This is a genomic window from Shewanella sp. M-Br (assembly GCF_036245925.1).
Classification (GTDB): Bacteria; Pseudomonadota; Gammaproteobacteria; order Enterobacterales; family Shewanellaceae; genus Shewanella; species Shewanella oncorhynchi.
The window spans coordinates 1-20,390 of record NZ_BJBV01000017.1 but is presented as its reverse complement, the minus strand read 5'-3'; the positions used below and the strand labels follow the sequence as shown (position 1 = coordinate 20,390).

At 49.6% G+C, this 20,390-nt stretch carries 19 protein-coding genes; 8 read left to right on the top strand and 11 right to left on the bottom strand.

What is annotated here, in order from left to right; genetic code table 11:
• Window positions 1-79 precede the first annotated feature (79 nt).
• Both AAA952_RS14820 and AAA952_RS14815 read right to left on the bottom strand, forming a co-directional pair.
• The gene (locus tag AAA952_RS14820) at window positions 80-1,711 is read right to left on the bottom strand and encodes a DHA2 family efflux MFS transporter permease subunit (protein WP_338258139.1); all 1,632 of its coding nucleotides are present in this window, start codon (window positions 1,709-1,711) and stop codon (window positions 80-82) included.
• Between the two features lies 1 nt (window position 1,712).
• Entirely contained in the window at window positions 1,713-2,771 is a 1,059-nt protein-coding gene (locus AAA952_RS14815; protein ID WP_338258137.1) for an HlyD family secretion protein, read from the bottom strand.
• 94 nt (window positions 2,772-2,865) lie between these two features.
• Here AAA952_RS14815 and AAA952_RS14810 point away from each other — a divergent pair, with 94 nt between their 5' ends.
• A complete protein-coding gene (locus AAA952_RS14810) occupies window positions 2,866-3,810 on the top strand; it encodes a LysR family transcriptional regulator (RefSeq protein ID WP_338258135.1) in 945 nt (314 codons plus the stop codon).
• A gap of 203 nt (window positions 3,811-4,013) precedes the next feature.
• Complete coding sequence (gene mscL / locus AAA952_RS14805; protein WP_105250328.1) at window positions 4,014-4,424, top strand: large-conductance mechanosensitive channel protein MscL; 411 nt, start codon at window positions 4,014-4,016, stop codon at window positions 4,422-4,424.
• A gap of 76 nt (window positions 4,425-4,500) precedes the next feature.
• On the opposite strand, the gene AAA952_RS14800 is transcribed toward mscL, so the two are convergent.
• From AAA952_RS14800 to AAA952_RS14770, 7 genes are all read right to left on the bottom strand, one after another.
• Complete coding sequence (locus AAA952_RS14800) at window positions 4,501-4,824, bottom strand: antibiotic biosynthesis monooxygenase family protein (protein WP_113939195.1); 324 nt, start codon at window positions 4,822-4,824, stop codon at window positions 4,501-4,503.
• Between the two features lie 170 nt (window positions 4,825-4,994).
• A complete protein-coding gene (locus AAA952_RS14795; protein ID WP_338258132.1) occupies window positions 4,995-8,219 on the bottom strand; it encodes an efflux RND transporter permease subunit in 3,225 nt (1,074 codons plus the stop codon).
• Between the two features lie 29 nt (window positions 8,220-8,248).
• On the bottom strand, window positions 8,249-9,514 hold the full coding sequence (locus AAA952_RS14790) for an efflux RND transporter periplasmic adaptor subunit (RefSeq protein ID WP_113939197.1): 1,266 nt from the start codon (window positions 9,512-9,514) through the stop codon (window positions 8,249-8,251).
• 10 nt (window positions 9,515-9,524) lie between these two features.
• Window positions 9,525-10,988, bottom strand: coding sequence for a TolC family protein (locus tag AAA952_RS14785; protein ID WP_338258129.1), 1,464 nt, complete (start codon window positions 10,986-10,988; stop codon window positions 9,525-9,527).
• Between the two features lie 328 nt (window positions 10,989-11,316).
• Window positions 11,317-11,760 (bottom strand): hypothetical protein, encoded by a 444-nt coding sequence (locus AAA952_RS14780; protein WP_198572034.1) that lies wholly within the window; start codon window positions 11,758-11,760, stop codon window positions 11,317-11,319.
• Between the two features lie 195 nt (window positions 11,761-11,955).
• On the bottom strand, window positions 11,956-12,165 hold the full coding sequence (locus AAA952_RS14775; protein WP_006079957.1) for a DUF3012 domain-containing protein: 210 nt from the start codon (window positions 12,163-12,165) through the stop codon (window positions 11,956-11,958).
• A gap of 36 nt (window positions 12,166-12,201) precedes the next feature.
• Window positions 12,202-12,567, bottom strand: a complete 366-nt coding sequence (locus AAA952_RS14770; protein WP_105250333.1) for a SpoIIAA family protein — start codon at window positions 12,565-12,567, stop codon at window positions 12,202-12,204.
• A 136-nt stretch (window positions 12,568-12,703) separates the two neighbouring features.
• Between AAA952_RS14770 and arfB the strand changes: the two genes are divergently transcribed.
• From arfB to AAA952_RS14750, 4 genes are all read left to right on the top strand, one after another.
• Complete coding sequence (gene arfB / locus AAA952_RS14765) at window positions 12,704-13,135, top strand: alternative ribosome rescue aminoacyl-tRNA hydrolase ArfB (RefSeq protein ID WP_338258122.1); 432 nt, start codon at window positions 12,704-12,706, stop codon at window positions 13,133-13,135.
• A 288-nt stretch (window positions 13,136-13,423) separates the two neighbouring features.
• A complete protein-coding gene (gene aroQ / locus AAA952_RS14760) occupies window positions 13,424-13,864 on the top strand; it encodes a type II 3-dehydroquinate dehydratase (protein WP_028759381.1) in 441 nt (146 codons plus the stop codon).
• A 36-nt stretch (window positions 13,865-13,900) separates the two neighbouring features.
• Window positions 13,901-14,350: an acetyl-CoA carboxylase biotin carboxyl carrier protein gene (accB, locus tag AAA952_RS14755; RefSeq protein ID WP_338258120.1), complete on the top strand. Its 450-nt coding sequence runs from the start codon at window positions 13,901-13,903 to the stop codon at window positions 14,348-14,350.
• Between the two features lie 81 nt (window positions 14,351-14,431).
• A complete protein-coding gene (locus tag AAA952_RS14750) occupies window positions 14,432-15,109 on the top strand; it encodes an SDR family NAD(P)-dependent oxidoreductase (RefSeq protein WP_113939203.1) in 678 nt (225 codons plus the stop codon).
• Window positions 15,110-15,163: 54 nt separating this feature from the next.
• Here AAA952_RS14750 and AAA952_RS14745 read toward each other — a convergent pair whose 3' ends face one another.
• Both AAA952_RS14745 and AAA952_RS14740 read right to left on the bottom strand, forming a co-directional pair.
• Window positions 15,164-16,399 (bottom strand): MFS transporter, encoded by a 1,236-nt coding sequence (locus AAA952_RS14745; RefSeq protein WP_028759320.1) that lies wholly within the window; start codon window positions 16,397-16,399, stop codon window positions 15,164-15,166.
• Window positions 16,400-16,791: 392 nt separating this feature from the next.
• Window positions 16,792-17,601, bottom strand: a complete 810-nt coding sequence (locus AAA952_RS14740) for a hypothetical protein (RefSeq protein WP_338258117.1) — start codon at window positions 17,599-17,601, stop codon at window positions 16,792-16,794.
• Between the two features lie 159 nt (window positions 17,602-17,760).
• Here AAA952_RS14740 and ubiD point away from each other — a divergent pair, with 159 nt between their 5' ends.
• Window positions 17,761-19,242 carry a 4-hydroxy-3-polyprenylbenzoate decarboxylase gene (gene ubiD, locus AAA952_RS14735; protein WP_173247757.1) on the top strand — a complete coding sequence of 494 codons (1,482 nt, stop codon included), beginning with the start codon at window positions 17,761-17,763 and terminating at the stop codon, window positions 19,240-19,242.
• Window positions 19,243-19,356: 114 nt separating this feature from the next.
• Window positions 19,357-20,067, top strand: coding sequence for an NAD(P)H-flavin reductase (gene fre, locus AAA952_RS14730; protein ID WP_131524244.1), 711 nt, complete (start codon window positions 19,357-19,359; stop codon window positions 20,065-20,067).
• The last annotated feature ends 323 nt before the right edge of the window (window positions 20,068-20,390 follow it).

Sequence of the window (20,390 nt, the reverse complement as noted above, 5' to 3'; positions counted from 1 at the left end):
GCGCCTTAATCCGTGAGGACTAAGGCGCAAACCAATAGATCTGGGGAAATCTATGGCAACAACAGGATAACGAAAAACGTTATGACTCAACCATGGCATCGTGGGCCACAGGCCCTGTCGGTTTACGGATCAGCAGCACAGCGAATACGGCGATGAGTAGCAGAGCGCCCATGATGTAAAACACATCGTTATAGGCCTGAATATAAGCTTGATGACTCATGGTTTTGCCCAGTAAAGCTTTCGCCTGCGCGGCGGCGGTATAGGGATCAGAACCTCCCGCCTGCAACATGCTTGCGCTTTGGGTTAAATAATCCTGTGCTTGTGTGCTCACTGCGGGTAAGGATTCCTTAATATGAGCCAAATGCCCGCGCGACAAAGTGTCAGTCAGGGTCGCCACCAGCGCGATACCAAAAGCACCACCTAAGTTACGCATCACGTTTAATACCGTCGATGCCGAGGCATTTTCATGGGGTTTTAAATGCATGGTCGCAAGCATTCCAATTGGCACCAGAATAAAAGGCTGACCTAATGCCCGCACTACTTGCGAAGCGATCATCTGCGGTCCGGCATAATCTGCGGTCATCTGGCTATTCATGTAATAGCTAATGGCGAACATTAAAAAGCCAAAGGCAGCGAGATAACGACTATCAAAGCGCTCCATCAATTTCGGCACTAAGGGCAAGACCAATAGCTGCGGAAATCCCATCCACATAATCACGCCACCAATCTCTAACGGTGTATAATCATGGACTTGCGATAGATAAAGCGGGATCAAGTAAATAGCGCCGAATAGTGCCATGCCCAGTAAAAAATACGCCACGGTGGAGAGCACAAAATCACGCTTACCGAGCAGGCGCAAATTCACTAACGGCTCTTTACGCCTTAACTGGATCCAAACAAATAACACCAGATTCACGACGGCAATAATGGCCAGATTACGAATGAGCTCCGAGCCAAACCAGTCCTTGCGGTTACCTTCTTCGAGCACCACTTCAAGGCAACCCATACCCAGCGCCATAGTGACTATGCCCGCCAGATCAACATTCTTCAGCTTATCCCAAACGACCGACTGTTTCTCTAAACCGTAGGCCAACATGGCCATCACCAACAAACCCGGTGGCACATTGATATAAAACAGATAATGCCAGCTAAATTGCTCGGTCAGCCAACCGCCTAAGGTCGGGCCGATTGAAGGCGCAAAAGTCGCCGTCACGCCAAATAACGCCATGCCGACGGCACGTTTGTTATCGGGTAAAAACTCAAGAATAAGCCTAAAGGCTAACGGAATAAGCGCACCACCAAAGAAGCCCTGTAGCGCCCGAAAGGCGATCATGGCCTCTAAGTTCCACGCGATTGAGCAAAGCACAGAAGCAAAGATAAAAGCAGCCGTGGTCCATAACAGATAACGCCTGACCGACAATCCCGTGCTGAGCCAGCCAGAGAGCGGGATCGCGATCATCTCAGCAACCAGATACGCGGTTGAAATCCAACTGCCTTCTTCGAGCGTTGCCCCAAGGCTGCCTTGAATCTCCTTCATCGATGCATTGGTGATTTGAATATCGAGGATCGCCATAAAGGCGCCGATCAAACCACCAAATACCGCAATCCATGAACGGCGACTGCCACGCTCATAATCGGTAGGCTTTCTAGGTACACTGATGCCCTGCGCCTCCATATCGGCAGACGCAGTGATAGAGCCAGTTGCGCTCATACTAACGACCTGTATTTGCAGCGATTGCCGATATTGCAGTACCCGACGCCGTATCCACTTTTACGACTGCACTTAAGCCCGGTAGCATGTACGCTTCTTCCTCAGACAAATCTAAGCGAATACGCACGGGAATACGTTGCACGATTTTAGTGAAGTTACCTGTAGCGTTTTCCGCCGGCAGTAGACTGAATTTGGCTCCGGACGCCGGTGACAGACTATCGATAACACCTATAAAGGTTTTGTCGGGAAACGCATCGAGACTGACCTGCACCGACTGTCCTGGTTGCATATGTTGGATCTGGGTCTCTTTAAAGTTCGCCGTGATCCACACTGCCCCATCCGGAACCAAACTGTAGAGTGCTTGGCCGGGTTGCACGTACTGCCCCACCATAGCGCCACGTTTACCAATCACCCCAGAAAAAGGTGCGGTCACGCGGGTATCATTTAATTGAATTTTCGCCAGTTCTAAAGTCGCATCGGCCTGTTCAACCACAGAACCAGCCTGATCTAATTGGGCATTAAAAACCGCTAACTCACGTTGCTTTGCCACTAACACGGCTTTGGCTTCATCGAGACGAGCGGCGGCAGAATCGAATCCCGCTTGTAGTTGGTCGACATCATCTTGGGAGCTGTAATTACTGACTTTAAGCTTTTTCGAGCGGCTCAATTGTTGCTGTGCTCGTATTTTATCGGACTCAGCTGCCACGACACCGGCACTGGCTTGGGTGATTAACGCCCGTTGCAACTCCACCTTTGCGGCTAAGGTTTGCAAGTCCGCCTTCGCACTCGCCTGTGAGGCTTCGGCTTGACTCACTTTGGCACTAAACTGGTTATCTTCCAGCTGAGCTAATAACTCACCCTTTTGCACATGCTGGTTATCAGTTACATCGCTTAACACAACGTAGCCGGGCACTTTCACGCTGATATGGGAAATATCGGCCTCAACATAAGCGTTATCCGTGGTTTCGATAAAACGTACCTGTGTCCACCAGTAATAACCGCCTCCCGCAACTGCAGCGAGTAACAGTGGAACGGCGATAATGAGTTTACTTTTGGACATGAATGACTCCTTGATTAGTGATATCTAGTGTACTACTGTCTCACTAAGTTTATTAGTCAGTAAAAAATCAACCCACTGTTTCACAGGTGTAACAATGATGGATCTCAATCGCGTGCAAATTTTCGCTCAAGTGGTCGAGCAAGGCAGCTTTACGGGTGCCGCCAAAGCCCTTGGGCTCACTAAGGCAACCGTCAGTCGCAAGATAGCCGAGCTCGAAGCCAATACTGGCACACAACTGCTGTTTCGCACCACCAGAGCCCTAAAACTCACCGAAGCAGGATCGAGTTATTACAACAGGATCAATAAGATCCTCAACGATCTGCAGAGCGCCGAAAATCAGCTCAGCGCCCAACAGCAATTGATTAAAGGCAATCTAAAAATTGTCTGCCCAATTGAATTAGGCCAATTGTTTTTAGGGCCGATTTTCGCGCAGTTTTTAACGCTTTATCCCGAAATCACCATAGAGGCTGAACTCACCAATCGAAAGGTTGATGTGATAGAAGAAGGCATCGATCTGTTATTTCAAATTGCCGATTCTGGCGACACTCGCTTGCAAAGCTATGCCTTAGTCAACGCCCATAAATCGCTCATGGCAAGCCCAGCTTATTTAGCTGCCCATGGAACGCCCAAGGTGCCACAGGACTTAGCCAAACATAAAGCGATTCGCTTGCAGTCGGCGCATATTGAAGGTGCGTGGAAATTATTCGATGGCAAAACTTGGATTGTCGCCGAGCCCAAGACTCAACTGACGGTAAACAATGTCACCCTCGCTCGCGAGGCCGCCATTGCGGGGCTTGGGATCACTGCGGTGCCGTCCATCATAGCCCAAGTCGCATTAGAAAAAGGCGATTTAATCCCGCTACTAGATGACTATCCAATGGTGCAAACTAAGGTAGTGCTTAGCTATCCACAGCGGGCATATCTACCGCGAAAATACCGCGTCTTTATCGAATTCATCTATAGCTCCCTATTTAAACGTTGGGGATCGCAAGTCTTAGAAGTCCCTGATTTTATCGGCCATGCCGATCTAGATGAATAAATCGAATGCCCAAAAAAGTAACAATTGTTACTTTGTAAAGTGTAAATCATTGCCTTGAGGATAAATCCTCTATGTCAGAATTGCCTTAATCCATAAGCCCCTATAAGCTTGGCAAGGTAACAGGCTGCAAAAGACCTTAGGTTTTCCTGATACAGTTTGCACAATAAAATTTAACATTTAATCTCAATTTTGGAGGAAACCTAATGAGCTTAATTAAAGAGTTCAAGGCTTTTGCGTCCCGTGGCAATGTGATCGACATGGCCGTTGGTATCATCATAGGTGCCGCATTCGGCAAAATCGTCTCGTCCTTCGTGGCCGATGTCATCATGCCACCGATTGGTATCATCCTAGGTGGTGTGAATTTTAGTGATTTGAGCATAGTGCTACAAGCAGCTCAAGGCGATGCGCCTTCTGTGGTCATTGCCTATGGCAAATTCATTCAAACTATTATCGACTTTACGATTATCGCCTTCGCCATTTTTATGGGTTTAAAAGCCATTAACACCCTAAAACGCAAGGAAGAAGATGCGCCTAAAGCGCCACCAGCACCGACCAAAGAAGAAGAGTTGCTGTCTGAAATCCGCGATCTATTGAAAGCTCAACAAGAAAAATAATCTCAAACTTAAGTGTCACGCATAAAAAACCCATCTCTAGAGATGGGTTTTGTTTTTACATCAGCGAGATAAGTGATTACTCAGCTTCAACATGCACAGTTTCACTGTAATCTTGCACTACTTCTGCCACCCGAATGCGATAAGAGTTAAACAAACAAGGCACTATACCCGTTTGCTCGGCAATACTGTGGGCCATCTGATTGCGCCATTGGGTAATAGAGGCTTGGTCCTCCCAGAACGACAGGCTCAGTACTTTGCCATCGTCGGTTAAGCTCTGAAAACGTTCGATCGAGATCAGCCCCGTACGACCTTCTAAATATTGGCGCATTTCAGCCGCCACGTGCAGATACTCTTCCTTCCCTTCCTTTGTCGGGATGACTTCAAAAATTACCGCAATCATAATGTTCTCCAGAAATGAATGTCCTTAATGTCGACTCTAAGACTAGCCCATCTATCACTCTTTAGCTCACTGATTTTTAGAGTTTTAGTCAATGTGATAACCCTGTCTACAACGAAGGCAATAACCCGAAACATAACAAGTTATTGCCCACGATGACGGCTTACTTGTGATTAACCGAGCTCATCAATGCGCTTATCGCCGCGATATAACCAGCGATACAAGGTCGGCAAGACGAGTAAGGTCAGCGCCGTCGAGCTAAACAAGCCACCGATAATCACCACTGCCAAGGGCTTTTGGATCTCACTGCCGACGCCCGATGATAATAAAATCGGGATCAAGCCTAAGGCCGAGGTCAGTGCCGTCATCAATACCGGGCGCAAACGCCCAACCGTGCCCTCATAAACACAATCATAGAGTGCTTCGCCGCTTTGCCTGCGCTGATTAATCGAATCCACCAGCACCACACCGTTGAGCACAGCCACCCCAAATAGAGTGATAAAGCCAATAGAGCTAGGCACTGACAAATAAGTACCACTGACATACAGGGCCACTATGCCGCCAATCAAAGCTAAGGGCACGTTCGCCATGATGAGCAACACTTGCTTGAATGAACCAAAGGAGAAGTACAACAACAAGGCAATCAAGGCGATAGAAATCGGCACCACTAGCATCAACTTTTGCTGCGCTCGCTGCTGATTCTCATATTGGCCGCCAATGATCACTGTATATCCCGCTGGCAAATCCGCCTTTGGCACTAGGGCATAAATATCTTTTACAACCGAGCCCATATCGCGCCCCGCCACGTTGGCCTGCACCACAACACGGCGCTGCACATCGTCACGGCGAATATTCGGCGGCGCCATTTCCACTTCGACGCTGGCGACTTCCCCTAAGCGCACTGTGGCGCCATTTGTACCACTGAGTAATAAGTCTTTAATCGCATCAGGGCTTTGGCGAAACTCGGCCGCGAGTCGCACATTGATGTCGTATCTGGCATTGCCATCGATCACTTGCCCTGCACTCGCGCCGCCAATGCCTTGGCTGACGAGGCTCATCACTTGATCGACACTGATGCCGTAACGCGCCAATAGCTCGCGTTTGGGCCGCACGACCAATTGTGCCTCACCGCTCACTTGCTCAAGCGACACATCCACGGCGCCGGGGATTTTCGCAACGAGATCGGTAAGTGCTTGGCCTTTCTGTGATAATACAGCTAAATCAGGGCCGAAGATTTTAATCGCTAGCTGGGCTTTTACCCCCGAAAGTAATTCATCTACCCGAGTCGCAATCGGCTGCGAAAAGGTCAACAAGAGTCCGGGGAACACACTGAGCTTTTCCTCCATCAAGCGTTGCAGTTCCAAGCGCGAGCTTGCCGACTGCCACTCTGCTATCGGTTTTAAGCCAATATAGACTTCAATATTACTCACAGGCTCGGGATCGCCGCCCAGTTCAGGCGCACCAATGCGGCTCAGGGCATATTCCACCTCGGGAAATGCTAGCAAAATAGCCTCAAGCTTAGGTGCGACTTGGAGCGAAGTCCCTAAACTCGCCGTTGGTGCCAGCGTCACCCTCAAGTTAATCGTGCCTTCCTCCAGTTCAGGCACAAATTCGGTACCCAGCCTTGGTAGCAATAATAGACTCAAGCCGAACATCACCAAGGCGCTGAGCATCACCACCTTTGGCCTAGCAAGCGTTGCCGTCAGTAACTTGCGATAAGCGGCATCCAGTGGCGCTAAAATCACACTTTGTTTAAGCAGCACACCGTGCTTAAACAGATAAACAGCAAGGGCTGGCACGGCAATCAGCGCCACCAGCAGCGCCGACATCATAGCCAAAATAATACTGACCGCCATCGGCTGGAACAGCTTGCCTTCAACGCCTTCGAGGGCAAATAACGGTGCAAATACGACGATAATAATGGCGGTGGCGAAGAAGATTGGACTACACACCTCTTTTGCCGCGAGCATTATCCGAATAACCATATTCGATTCGCTGACATCACCACTGGCTTTAGCGCCATCCTCCTCGCTGTGATAGGGATCGTCCTCACCATCGGCACGCGCCCTCGCCTCGGGTAAATGGCGGCGATCCGGTTGGGTTAAGTGTTTGAAAATATTCTCCACCATCACCACAGAGCCATCGACTAACATACCAATCGCCACAGCTAAACCGCCGAGCGACATCAGGTTTGCCGACAAGCCATAATAGGACATCACCATAAGTGCGAGCCCGATAGACACAGGAATCGACAGCAGCACCAGCAAGGTCGCGCGGATATTGACGAGGAACAACGCCAAGATCACCACGATAAACACAAAGGCCATTAGCAGCGCATCGCGCACTGTGGTCACAGCCTTATCGACCAGATCCGCTTGGTCGTAAAACACCTCAAAGGACACGCCATCGGGCAAGGCCTGCTCGATAAGGCTCACCCGCGCACCAATATCGTCAATCGTCGCCTTAGTGTTTGCCCCCATGCGTTTGAGCACGACACCAGCCACCACTTCACCGAGATTTTGCACTTGGCCCGATTCATCGCGGCGCGTCATAGTCACAGCCCCGACACGGATCTCGCTGCCGAAATCCACCTGAGCGATATCGCCAATACGCACTGGCGTACCGCTGGCTTCGGTCAGAGGGATCTGCGCGATCGCCGCTAATCCCGCGTCTCCTGCGGGCAACATGCCATAGCCGCGCACCACAAGTTGCTCTTGGCCTTGGTCCATAAACCAACCGCCAGCGTTGCGGTTATTGCTCTCTAGCGCTTCGGTCACCTGCGCCATAGACAAGCCATAGGCACGCAGTTTATTCGGGTCGACCTGCACTTGGTATTGGCGCACATCGCCACCAAAAGACAAGACTTCAGTCACGCCGCCCACGGGCATCAATATCAACTTCACCAGATAATCATTTAAGCTACGCAGCTCGGCGGCATTAATGCCAGAGTTAGGTTCTGCGCGCAGAATATACTGATAAATCTGCCCTAATCCCGAGGTATTCGGGCCGATTTCAGGCACTCCGACGCCGCTTGGGATCATCTCCCGCGCCGCCTGCAACTGTTCAAACACTTGCTGACGGGCGAAGTAAATATCCGTCCCCTCGGCAAATACCACAGTCACAATCGACAAGCCAGTGCGCGATAACGAGCGCACCTCAGTCACGGCTGGCAAGGCGTACATGGCCGATTCCACCGGATAACTGATAAGTTTTTCCACCTCTTCTGCAGCTAAGCCTTCGGCCGCTGTATTGATGGTCACTTGCACGTTAGTCACATCAGGAAAGGCATCGAGATTCAACTTAGGTAACATGGCCACACAGCCCACAATCACGGCGAGCAGAGCCAATACCACTAACAGCCGATTTTTAATCGCGGCTTCGATTAACTTTTGCAACATAGAAAATCTCCAAAATAAGGGCGCTCATATTAGTGGGCGTGAATATCAAAGCCCGCTTTCGCCTGCTCGGATGCCAAGAAGAACGCGCCAGCCACCACAACCTTGAGCTGTGCCTGTTGGGCTTTTTCAAGCTCAGGTCCACGCACTAGACTCAGACCACGTTGACGCTGCACCACTTCTACCTCAATGGACTCGAAGCCATCCTCATCTTGAATAAAAATCTGCCAATCGCCATCGCCGCCACGGGTCAACGCTGCATCGGGCAGCACTATGCCACTGCCGTTTGGATCGGTAGTAGAGCCAGCAAAGTAAAGTTCGGCAAATTGCCCCGAATGCAACACATGATCAGGATTGGGCATACTCACCAGCACTTGCTCGGTGCGCGTTACGCTGTCGAGTTCATGGGAGCGACCGATTATCTTACCTGCCAACGTCTTATCCCCTACTTGCACTAAAGCTGAACTGCCAACCTGGATATGCGTAGTTTGAGTTGGGGTTAACTGCGCCTCAACCCATAAATAGGATTCATCGGTCAGTTGCATTAAGGGTGTGCCCGCGCTAAAAACTTGACCTAGCATGGCGATATCCTGCTGCACTCGGCCGTCAATTGGCGCTAAGAGTTGATAACTGCCTATGGCTTCAGGCGTCGATTCCAGTGCACGAATTTGCGCGGGCGTCATCTTAATGGCCTCTAAAATCGCCCGTTTAAGTTCGGCATCCACCTGCGCCTGCATCCGCCGACTGACGCTAACTGCACCTTCACTCATGCGTTTGACTCGACTCCATTCGGCAGCGGCATTAATGTAGTCCGCCTGTGCCTGCGCAACGGCTGCGCCACCCAAGGTAAGTAAAGGCTCACCTTTTTTCACTTCTTGTCCCGGCACCACATGGCGCGCCAACACACGCACATCGAGCTGCGGCGCAAGGGTCGCGGTTCGATCGCGATCCACCACTAAGGTCGCCGTCGCCCTAATATCGAGATTCAAATTGGCTAGGTTCAAGCTATCGCTCGACAAAGGTAACAAGCTAATCCCCGCCAAGGCTTGCTGCGCTTCGGTCAATTTCAGCGCCTGTTCGCCGTGTTCATCCGCCGGCGCCGTTTGCGTTACCGAATCGCCGCTTTCCTTAGCGATGGGTGCGTGATCACCGCCAGCCAATACAGGCTGAGCGAGAAAGGCCAGCGTGCTCAGCACGAATAATGCGAGCGCGATTTTTGATAGGTTAAACCGACGCTTTTCAGGCGTCGTTACAGCATCCAGTTGAAGGATATTTTCGTGGTGAGTATTTGAATTCATTATTGTGACCTCATGGGTTTACTGTGCGTGCGGCGGCATTAGATGTTATCGAAGGGACTGCATTTAGCTTTTCTATAATGAGCTTTTCGATAAAAGGCATAAGCTGGCCGCTTTCGCCCATCCAAGTTAACCAACTTTGATAGATAGCCGTTTCTAGGTTTAAGCCCACCAAATAACTGGCGGCTAACTGACGACGGCTCTGTAAGTACTCGCTAGTACTCACATCCCCCGCCTGCCATTGTTGGCTTAAGGATTTAGCGGCTTTAGCACCTGACACTTGCACTAACTCACGCCAGTCTTGGTAACGTTCAAGTAAACGCGGTAACGCATAGAGGAATTGTTTCTGCTTAGCGATAAGCACTCGCTCACGGGCAAGATAGCCTTGCTCCGCGATAGCGATGCCCTTATCGGCTACGGCTTGTAACTCACTGTAGTTATTGCGAACTTGTAGAGGAATCGACACGCCGACACCGAGCTTATTGTCCGTGCCCTCCTTTTCAGCGCCTAGGCTAATAGTCGGGTCAGCTGAAGCTTCCGCTTTGACTTGCATGACATTAACTCTGGCGAGCAGCACTTGCTGATAAGCACTCGCCAGGGCTGGCAAGGCTGATTTAGAAGTGCCCAACTCGGCCGCTGGCGCTTGCTTAGCCTGAGTCACAAAGAAATGGATCTGCTTGATAAATTCACTAAAAGCGAAATTATTATCCCCAAGTAATTCAATTACTTTGCCATCGGCCACTAAGGCCACCTGCTCGGCTAAGGCGTAGTCGGCAGTATTAGAGGCGACTTCGAGTTGTATCAATTGCAGCTCGACATTGGATAAATCCCCCGCCGCCAATCGCTGCTCAGCAATATTGAGCTGCGCCTTGGTAAACCTTAATTGCTGCTCGGCAAAGGTCAGCGCCTTACGGCTTTGCGCCTGTTCTGCCAAGGCCAGCAAGCGTTCGGCTAACATTTGGCTACGCTCTAACCCTATGTCCGCTAAAAGGATTTGCGCTTCAAGCTCGGCACGCTGTGTCGCCACGCCGCGCTTGTCGCCCCAATCGAGGGTTTGGCTCAGCCCTAAGCTGTAGGCATCTGTATCAGCATTTTGATAATTAAGCCCAAGTTCTGGGTTATACACAGCGCGATCTGCCGCCTGAATGGCCAGTTTGGCCTGTTGCTGCCTTACAAGTTGCGCCTGAACTTCAGGTAACTGATTGAACTGTGTGAGTAACTCAGGCAACCATTGGCCAAAGTTGACATGTGGCGTGTCGGTTTCTTTGGCGGCTAAGCCCAGTGATTGCGCCTTAAATGACTCAACTTCAGAGGCATTAGCTTCAGAGGCTTTGGTTTCAAGGACATTAACTTCAAGAGAGTCATTTTCTGCCGCGAGGGCAAAGGCTAGCAATCCGGCGGCCAATACTAATCCGCAGCTAAACAAGCCCGATCTAAACAGACAAACTAAAGTACGGGCGAGAATCGTTTTTTTCATCGCAAATCCTAACAATATCGAATGTGGATCGGCTGACTTTTGCGCCCAAAGCGAAACGGCTAAATGTGAGCTTCATTTAAATAGCTCAATGCAAAGCAATCATATCGTTCTGGGCATGGCAAATAAGCGCCGATCGAATCATCCCGCCAAGCAATACAGTAACGGCTAAAAAGCCAATGACGGCTCCAACAGTTAACGCTGCGAGCATCAGTTCAAGCGTATCTTTTGGGGGATGAACATAACGGGCTTATCACGCGGCAAAATAGAATGAGATCCAATCAGATGAATCAATCGTCCTAAGCCGAGAAATAAGCCGAATATTGGAGAATTAAGCGATAGGAGGGCGGTATTTAGGTAAATTTTCAGGCGGAAAATAGGATACATCGGTAGGCAGATAGACGCTTTCTAACGCCTGTACAGGCTGACTCACTGCCTGAGATAACAGTGCCACATGACCGCCATGGCATTGGCAGTCGAGGCATAGGTCAAAATCTTGTATTTCAGTGGTTTTAACTAAGTGGGAATGAAATCCGTTGCTTTGGTTTTCACCCGCGTGATTACTGGTGACACCCGTGGAGTCCGCAAAGCCTAAGGCTTGCTCGCTTGGACAAACGCAATCGACACATTGGGCCAAAGTGGTCACTTGAGCACTAAATTGCAGATGGGGATGATTCTCAGCTTCTTCCGCGCCATTGCCCGCATGTAACTGATGCGCACCCAAATTCGCGCCAGCAAATTGCAGCACGATAATGGCTATCAGTAAGGTCACCATTCGAGTAAAAAATGGCTTAGCGGTAGAATTCAAATATCACCTATAGCAAATAACGGATAACGGATAACGGATAACGGAACATCTGACTCGTATGATAAACATAAGTTCACAGCTCGCAAGCAAAGTCTTTCAAGCTGTGATCTCTAAAGGCTAACGCTGACTAAAATACTCAGTGCTTATTTAAACACGCAACACTTATTTAAATACGCAGTGCTTAGCATAATCGGCGGCTTCATTAGCAGTCCAATCGCCAGACGGCTTATCTTTCATCTGCTTACACCAAGCATCGCTACCGACTTCTGGCGCGCAGGCACTCAGCCCAGCAGTGAACGCCAGCACCAACGCAATAGCACTGATTTTAGAAACATTTTGCTTAGAAAAAGCGCGCGATTTAAATAAAGACATACTTCATTCCTTGTAAATACGGTCTACATAAGACCATTAAATATTCGAACGCTTAGTGATCCAAGCAATCGCTTTGGCTTTCTGTTCGAGTGGAAACCAAGCCACTTCGCCCTGCATAAATGGCCCGAGTAAGCGCACCGCATTTCCCACCCAATCAGGGCCGCCCACAAATACTAAGGCTTCAAAATTCGGTAACTGGACTTCACCACTACCGGTCAGCGACTCAAACTCCCAGCCTTCGAGTAACACATCCGCCTCAATATACAGGCAAACTTGGCCCCAATCCTTACGATAACTCTTAATCGCAGGCTGTAAACGGGTCCGATAATCGGTGGAGGATAGTCGGCCACTGGCAAAAAGACTGATAACACCCTTAGCAATATCGGGGATTTGGCATAACATAGAGGCACTCCGAATCGAGAACACTTTTGCAGGCAATGGCTTTAACCAATGCAGAGGCAAAGAATGCGCCCGATGATAACAAATCTATTGGAAAGCCATAAGTCATTATTGATGGCTTCTCAATCCATGCTGAAAAATGCCTAAGTTTGTCATGATAAAAATCTCAAACCGTGTGGAACTTCAGGAAAATGAAATCGAGTGGCAATTTATCCGTTCGAGTGGTGCAGGCGGCCAGCACTTAAATAAAGTGTCCACCGCTGCGCAGCTGATTTTCGATATTAAAAGCTCATCATTACCCGAGTTTTACCAAGAACGCTTACTCAACAAGGCGGATCACCGCATCACTAAAAGCGGCAAAATCATTATCAAATGCCAAGCGAGTCGCAGCCAAGATGCCAACCGCCAAACCGCCTTGGAGCAATTTATCGCCTTGATTGCCAGTATCGGTGAAGTGCAGAAAAAACGCATCCCCACCCGCGCCACTAAAGGCAGCCAAACTCGGCGATTAGAAACCAAGAAACAAAAAGGTGCCACTAAGGCCATGCGTCAACAGAAGAGTGACTATTAACTTAGGTGACAGTTAACTTAGGTGACAATTAACTCAACTGACAGCCAACTTAGGCAATTGCTAACTCGGTACCAGAGAAATAACCGCAATTGAACCCAGCCAACAATGGCACAGGATTTCAAAGGTATAATCGGCTCGCACATGATCAGCTCGCACACAATTGACTAACGGATAATGCAAAATCGATTTGAACAGGTTAAGTTAATGGCCTATGTAGAAAACTGAAATAAATTTATTCCAACTTTAATCCCAGCATAAATCCCAAGGCATGCCGTAAAGGAAAGCGCAATGAGTCACAAAATTTTGCTCGTCAATGGCCCCAATCTCAACCTCTTAGGCCGCCGCGAGCCCAGCGTTTATGGTCATCAAACCTTAGCCGACATAGTGGCGGAGTTAAATCAGCAGGCAAAGTTGGCGGGAGTTGAGCTCGAGCATATTCAGTCCAACGCCGAATTTGAGCTAATCAATGCGATTCATGCAACCGATGCCCAGATGATTATTATCAATCCCGCCGCCTTTACCCACACCAGCGTCGCCCTGCGTGATGCCTTGCTTGGGGTGGCAATTCCTTTTTTTGAAGTGCATTTATCCAATGTGCACGCCCGTGAAGCCTTTCGCCACCATTCCTATTTTTCCGATAAGGCGATAGGCGTGATTTGCGGTTTTGGTTCACAGGGTTATGAGTTTGCACTGGCGGCGGCCATTAAGCGGCTCAACCAGCCACAGTAAATTCTATTCAATAGCGTGCTTTGCAAGGGCAGATAAATGGCAATGGATCTTCGTAAAATTAAAAAACTCATTGAGTTAGTACAAGAATCTGACATAGCAGAACTGGCGATCACAGAAGGTGAAGAATCAATTCGCATCACCCGCTACAGCCCTATGCCAGCCAATGTTCAATCACAGCAAGCGATCCCCAGAGCACCTGTGGCGCCTTTGAATGAACAGGCAAAGCAAACAGGCATTTCGCCAAGTACAGAAGGTTTTGTACAAGTCTCGCCTATGGTCGGCACTTTTTACGCGGCGGCAGAACTCGATGAGGTGCCGCTGGTTAAAGTCGGTCAACGTGTAAGCCAAGGTGAAGTGATCTGCATTATCGAAGCGATGAGAATGATGAATCCCATCCAAGCCGAGCGCGATGGCGTGGTCAGCGCTATTTGGGCCAAAGACGGCGATGAAGTGGCATTCGATCAGCCGCTATTTACCTTAATCTAACCGCTCGCCTTCCCATGAATTGAAGCGCACTTGAGTTTAAGATGCGGTTTTCAAGCCAAGACAGCATTAACCGAGGTCACTATGATATTAATTACCGGCGCCAGCAGTGGTTTAGGCGCGGCGCTCGCATCGCTCTACGCCAAAGAGAATGAAGCACTGACACTCACAGGCCGCCATGCCGAGCGCCTGCAAACCGTCGCCAATGCATTAACGCCCTTCTCCAACAAAACGATCGCTGCTATCACCGCCGATCTCGCCAGTGAATCGAGTCTCGAAGCCCTGTTCGATGGCCTAACGCAAGCCCCTAAAACCGTGATCCACTGCGCGGGCAGCGGCTACTTTGGAGCGATTGAAACCCAAACCGCCAGCGATATCCAAAGCCTGCTCAATAACAATGTCACCTCGACGATTTTGTTAGTGCGGGAATTAGTTAAACGCTATAAAGATCAAGCGGTCACTGTGGTTGTGGTCATGTCCACCGCAGCACTGGCCGCCAAGGCGGGAGAATCCACTTACTGCGCGGCAAAATGGGCGGTACGGGGATTTATCGAATCGGTGCGATTAGAGCTTAAACAAAGCCCAATGAAGTTGATTGCCGTGTATCCCGGTGGCATGGACACAGGCTTTTGGCCCAGTAGCGGTAAGGCTTTAGATACCTCAAGCTTTATGTCCGCCGATGAAGCGGCGGGCATGCTCAAACAAGCCTTGGTTGCCACAGAGCATGGTTATATCGCCGATATCACCATACAAAGGGGCTAAATGTGCGGATTCGAGACGCAGAATATGACCACTGCGTCTCTTCCTTAGCACTCGCTAGTCGGCGCAGTTCGCTGTGTTTAGGGTAACGACGCGACGGCTTTCTCTGTGGGTCAGCCACCACATCAGCAGTCCTCCCAATGACAACAAAGATGCCGCATAACCTGTCGCGGCAATGCCTTGTCCAGACAGTATCACTAAACTGCCCACCCAAGGCCCAATTGCATTGGCAAGATTAAAGGCGCATTGCACTAAAGCGCCTGTCATGGCCTGTCCATCGGGCGCCACATCCATCAATCTGGCTTGCACAATAGTGGCGAGCCCTAACCCACAACCGACAAAAAATACCACGGGCATCAGCGCCCAGTAATGTCCGGTCAAACTCGGGTAAATCGCCAACACCACAGTGCTTAACACTAACGACCAAAACGCCGCCGCTAAGGCCGACTTATCCGCCGCCCAGCCGCAAACTAAGGTGCCCAATGTTGCGCCAATACCAAATACTGCCATCATGATTGGGATCTTAAACGGCTCGACTTGTGTCACTTGGATTAAGGTTTCAGCCAGATAGGTATACACGCAGAAGATACCGCCAAAGCCAATGGCCGCGATGCCGAGCGTCAGCCAGACTTCACGATTTTTAAGGGTTTGTAGCTCTTTTTTGGGACTCGCATCAGCGGGCACGGCTTGATTAGGTGCTAAAAAATACACCATTATCGCGGTAATGGTTGCCAGAATCGCCACTATACCAATGCCCGAGCGCCAGCCCACGGTTTGTCCCATCCAAGTCGCAAACGGCACACCGATAATCGTCGCCAGCGTAAGGCCAATAATTACCCGCGATACGGCGCGGGCCTTCATTTCTGGCGGCACTAAAGAGGCGGCGAGCAACATAGCCACGCCGAAATAAGCGCCGTGGGGCAAGCCGCTGAGAAAACGAAAAAAGATTAACCAATTCAATGATGGCGCTAACGCACTTAAGCCATTGGCCACCGCCATTAACCCGGCTAAAGCAATCAAGAGTGTTCGCCGTCTGACCCTAACGGCCAGCACCATGATAATCGGCGAACCGACCACAACCCCCAGCGCATAGGCACTAATGGCATAACTCACATGGGCAACCTCTACCCCTAAATCGCTCGCGATATAAGGCACTAAGGTCATGGAAGCAAATTCTGTGGTGCCTAAAGCGAATGTTCCGAGTGCTAAGGCAAGTAACACCCATAATGTACTGGCGCCCTTATGCTGGTTTTGGACAGATGGATTTTGAACCTGATGTTGAACGGTTTTCAAACTTTTTCTCCGCTATGCTATAAAACGACAACTAGCTAATACCAATCGAATCAAATATCTGTTCATTCAGCGGGAGTTCAACGCGCTTTAGACAAGGCGAAGGCTTGAAGGCATAGTGGTGCTCTGTCGAAAGCCTTAAACGCAGTATAAAGCGCGTTGAAACCCGCCCTTCGGGAGCCACACAGGCATCCCACTCCCGTGTTGCATTGACTTAAAAGGGAATACCATTTCTGCATCAATGCGCCTTGGATTGAGATGCCTGTGAGGCTCTGAACTGATTAGATATTTAATGTGATTGGTATAACTCACTAATAAAAAGATAATAAAAGATGATAAATAAATTGGAGCCCACTAAGGAGCTCCAATTTCTCAGTCATTTACCTAATGTAAATCTATCTGACTAACTGTTCTTGATAGGTTTGACTGTTCCAGTCGTAGGCGTAAAGCGTGCCTTGCCACTCGTAAAGTGTACGACCATCCTGCTGCACAACCCTAGCATTGCTCGGCAAGCTAGACACACTGTGCGGTGCGCGTGGGCGCGGAGTCGCAACTGTTTTGCCTGTGCCGTTACTAGTTTGCGACACCAGTTGCCCAGTCGATTGTCCGGCCATATTTACAGGCATACTCGACACCATACGGCCTTCACTCGCAGAATACTGCATACTGGTTGTTACCCGTACAGGTGCAGAAATGGCCACAGGTTCATCGTCGTAGGCCATAGGAATCGACAAACCTATGCCCGAATAGGGCGAGTTCCAGTAATTTCGAGCGTAGGCGTCACGCGACGTATTCCAACCCCAATCATTGTTCCAATGGGTGTTCACACCGTAACCGACATTCCAACCCGATCCCCACCCCGTAGCGAGCCCTAAACCCAGTCCTAAACCCCAAGGGTAATAAGGTCGATAATAGGGACGATAATGGCGATTATCTTTACGCACATGGCGGTTGTCGTAATAATTGTCATGACGATTGTTGTAATGACTATCGCCACGACTGTAGCTATCACGATGACCGTGGCGTTCGTCTTGATCCGAATAGCCTCTATTTCCGGCCACCGCCACAGTCGGCACACTGAGCGCCCCCAAAAGTGAGATCCCCACGGCAAGCGATAAAACCAAGCACTTTAGCGACCGCTTATGCGCGCCATGTGATTGACTTTGAAAACACTTTTCTTGAGCAAACCATACAGGAATATTCATATAAACCTCGAAATAAAGGGCGTAAGCGAGATCTATCGCGACTTACTGGTAACCATTTTACGCTTCCTAAGCTCGAAGATCACTGAATTGGTTAACCCTAAAACAGAAAAATGCTATAGTGCGCGCCACACGGATTTTCACCGCAGAGGCTATTTCCACATGAGTTTTAAGGATTTACGCAGCTTTATTGATCACTTAGAAGCCAATGGCGAACTCAAACGCATTAGCTACCCAGTTGATCCTCATTTAGAAATGACAGAGATCGCCGATCGCGTATTACGCGCTCAAGGCCCTGCGCTATTATTTGAAAATCCCAAAAATCATCACATGCCCGTGTTGGTAAACCTGTTCGGTACGCCAAAACGTGTGGCCATGGCACTCGGCAAAGACGACCCATTAGCCCTGCGCGAAGTGGGCGAACTGTTAGCCTTTTTAAAAGAACCCGAACCACCTAGGGGTTTTAAAGACGCGATCGCTAAGATCCCTATGTTCAAGCAAGCCTTGAATATGCCGCCAAAGACAGTGCGTAATCCGCCTTGCCAACAAATCATCAAAACCGGCGATGAGGTCGACTTAACCCAATTGCCTATTCAGCATTGCTGGCCGGGCGATGTCGCGCCACTGGTGACCTGGGGCTTAACCATCACCAAAGGCCCGCGCAAGAGTCGTCAGAATTTAGGCATTTATCGCCAACAATTACTGGGTAAAAACAAGCTGATCATGCGCTGGTTATCCCACCGTGGTGGCGCGTTAGATTTTGCTGATTTTAAACAACAATTTCCCGGTGAGCGTTACCCTGTTGTGGTCGCACTCGGCGCCGATCCTGTGACCATTCTAGGTGCCGTCACCCCAGTCCCCGATTCCATGAGCGAATACGCTTTTGCCGGTTTACTGCGCGGTGAACGCACCGAAGTCTGTAAGGCATTAAGCTGTGACTTAGAAGTGCCCGCCACCAGTGAAATCATCCTCGAAGGTTATATCGATCCTGAGGAACTGGCGGAAGAAGGCCCCTACGGCGATCACACGGGTTACTACAACGAAACCGATAAGTTTCCAGTATTTACCGTTACCCACATCACTCAGCGTAAAGATGCCATCTACCACAGCACTTACACTGGCCGTCCACCGGATGAGCCCGCCATGCTGGGGGTCGCATTAAACGAAGTGTTTGTGCCGATTTTGCGTAAGCAATATCCTGAGATCGTTGATTTTTATCTGCCACCTGAGGGCTGTTCGTACCGCATGGCAGTGATCTCTATTCGCAAACAATATCCGGGACATGCCAAACGGGTGATGATGGGCGCTTGGTCTTTCCTGCGCCAATTTATGTACACTAAGTTTATTGTCATAGTGGATGAAGATGTGAACTGCCGTGACTGGCAGGATGTGATCTGGGCGATCACCACCCGCATGGATCCTAAACGCGATACTGTGATGATCGAAAACACCCCGATCGACTACCTCGATTTTGCTTCACCCGTTGCGGGCTTAGGCTCAAAAATGGGACTCGATGCCACCAATAAGTGGGAAGGTGAAACCAACCGCGAATGGGGCACGCCAATCGTGATGGATCCAAAAGTAAAACAAAAGATCGACTCAATCTGGGATGAGTTAGGCATAGACGACAGCCCAACCCTATAATTCAGCTTAAGCCATTACTCAAGTATCGGCTTAAGCCAAGAGAATAGGCCAATAACAGGCCTCTAAAGCGACACCTAGACACATACTGTTGAAGAAAGGTGCAAAGGAAGTTTGATGAAAACCATACGTTGTAAGATAGAGAAAGTTAACCCATTTAACGATGCCGTATATCAAGTATTGTTAAGGCCTGAAACCGCCTTCGATTTCCAAGCGGGGCAATACTTATGTGTTGTCATGGGTGAAAAAGATAAACGCCCCTTCTCTATCGCATCAGCGCCAAACGCCGAGCTGATCGAATTACACATTGGCGCCGCTGTGAGTGAAAGCTACCCAATGCAAGTGGTCGAGCGCCTGAAAGCCTGTGCCATTGATGGCAGCACTATCGACATCGAAGCCCCAGGCGGCGAAGCCCACCTACGTCACGAAAGCATTCGCCCTCGCCTGTTAATCGCCGGCGGCACAGGTTTCTCTTATATTAAAAGTATCATCGAGCACCAAATCGCCCTCGGCCAACAGGTTGAAACTATGCTGTATTGGGGTTGTCGCACCCAAGATGCCATGTATTTTGAAACCATCGCCCGCGAGTGGCACAACGCTCACCCTTGGTTACACTTCGTCCCCGTCATCGAAGAAGCTCCCGCAAATTGGCAAGGCAAAACCGCTAATCTGTTAGCGCAAATCAAACAAGATTTTGTCAGCTTAAATGGCTACGACATCTACATCGCTGGCCGTTTCGACATGGTGGGTGCAGCGCGGGAAATCTTCCGCGAGATTGGTGTAGAAGAAGCACATCTCTACGGTGATGCGTTCGCGTTTATCAAATAACGCGATAATTTGTTAGCTTGGCTAGCTAACCTTTACCAGCATAGGCTTAAATAATAAACCCCAGTTTTTACTGGGATTTTGTTTTTCTATCTTGCAGATGGCAGTCAATTGAGTTTACCCAAACTTCGTTTGGATTAAAGTCGTGGGGCTTCACCCCTGATTTTTTAATAAAGAGTCGACCAAGGAGGACTGCTCGTCCTATCAAAAACGTCCATGTTAAATAGCCAGCTCGATATCCCTATCTCGCGCTCAAAGCGGCCGTAGGCCTTGCTCCAAGACGCCCCTAACAGAGTTGAAAGCCCCTTGTGCTCATTGCCAAATTC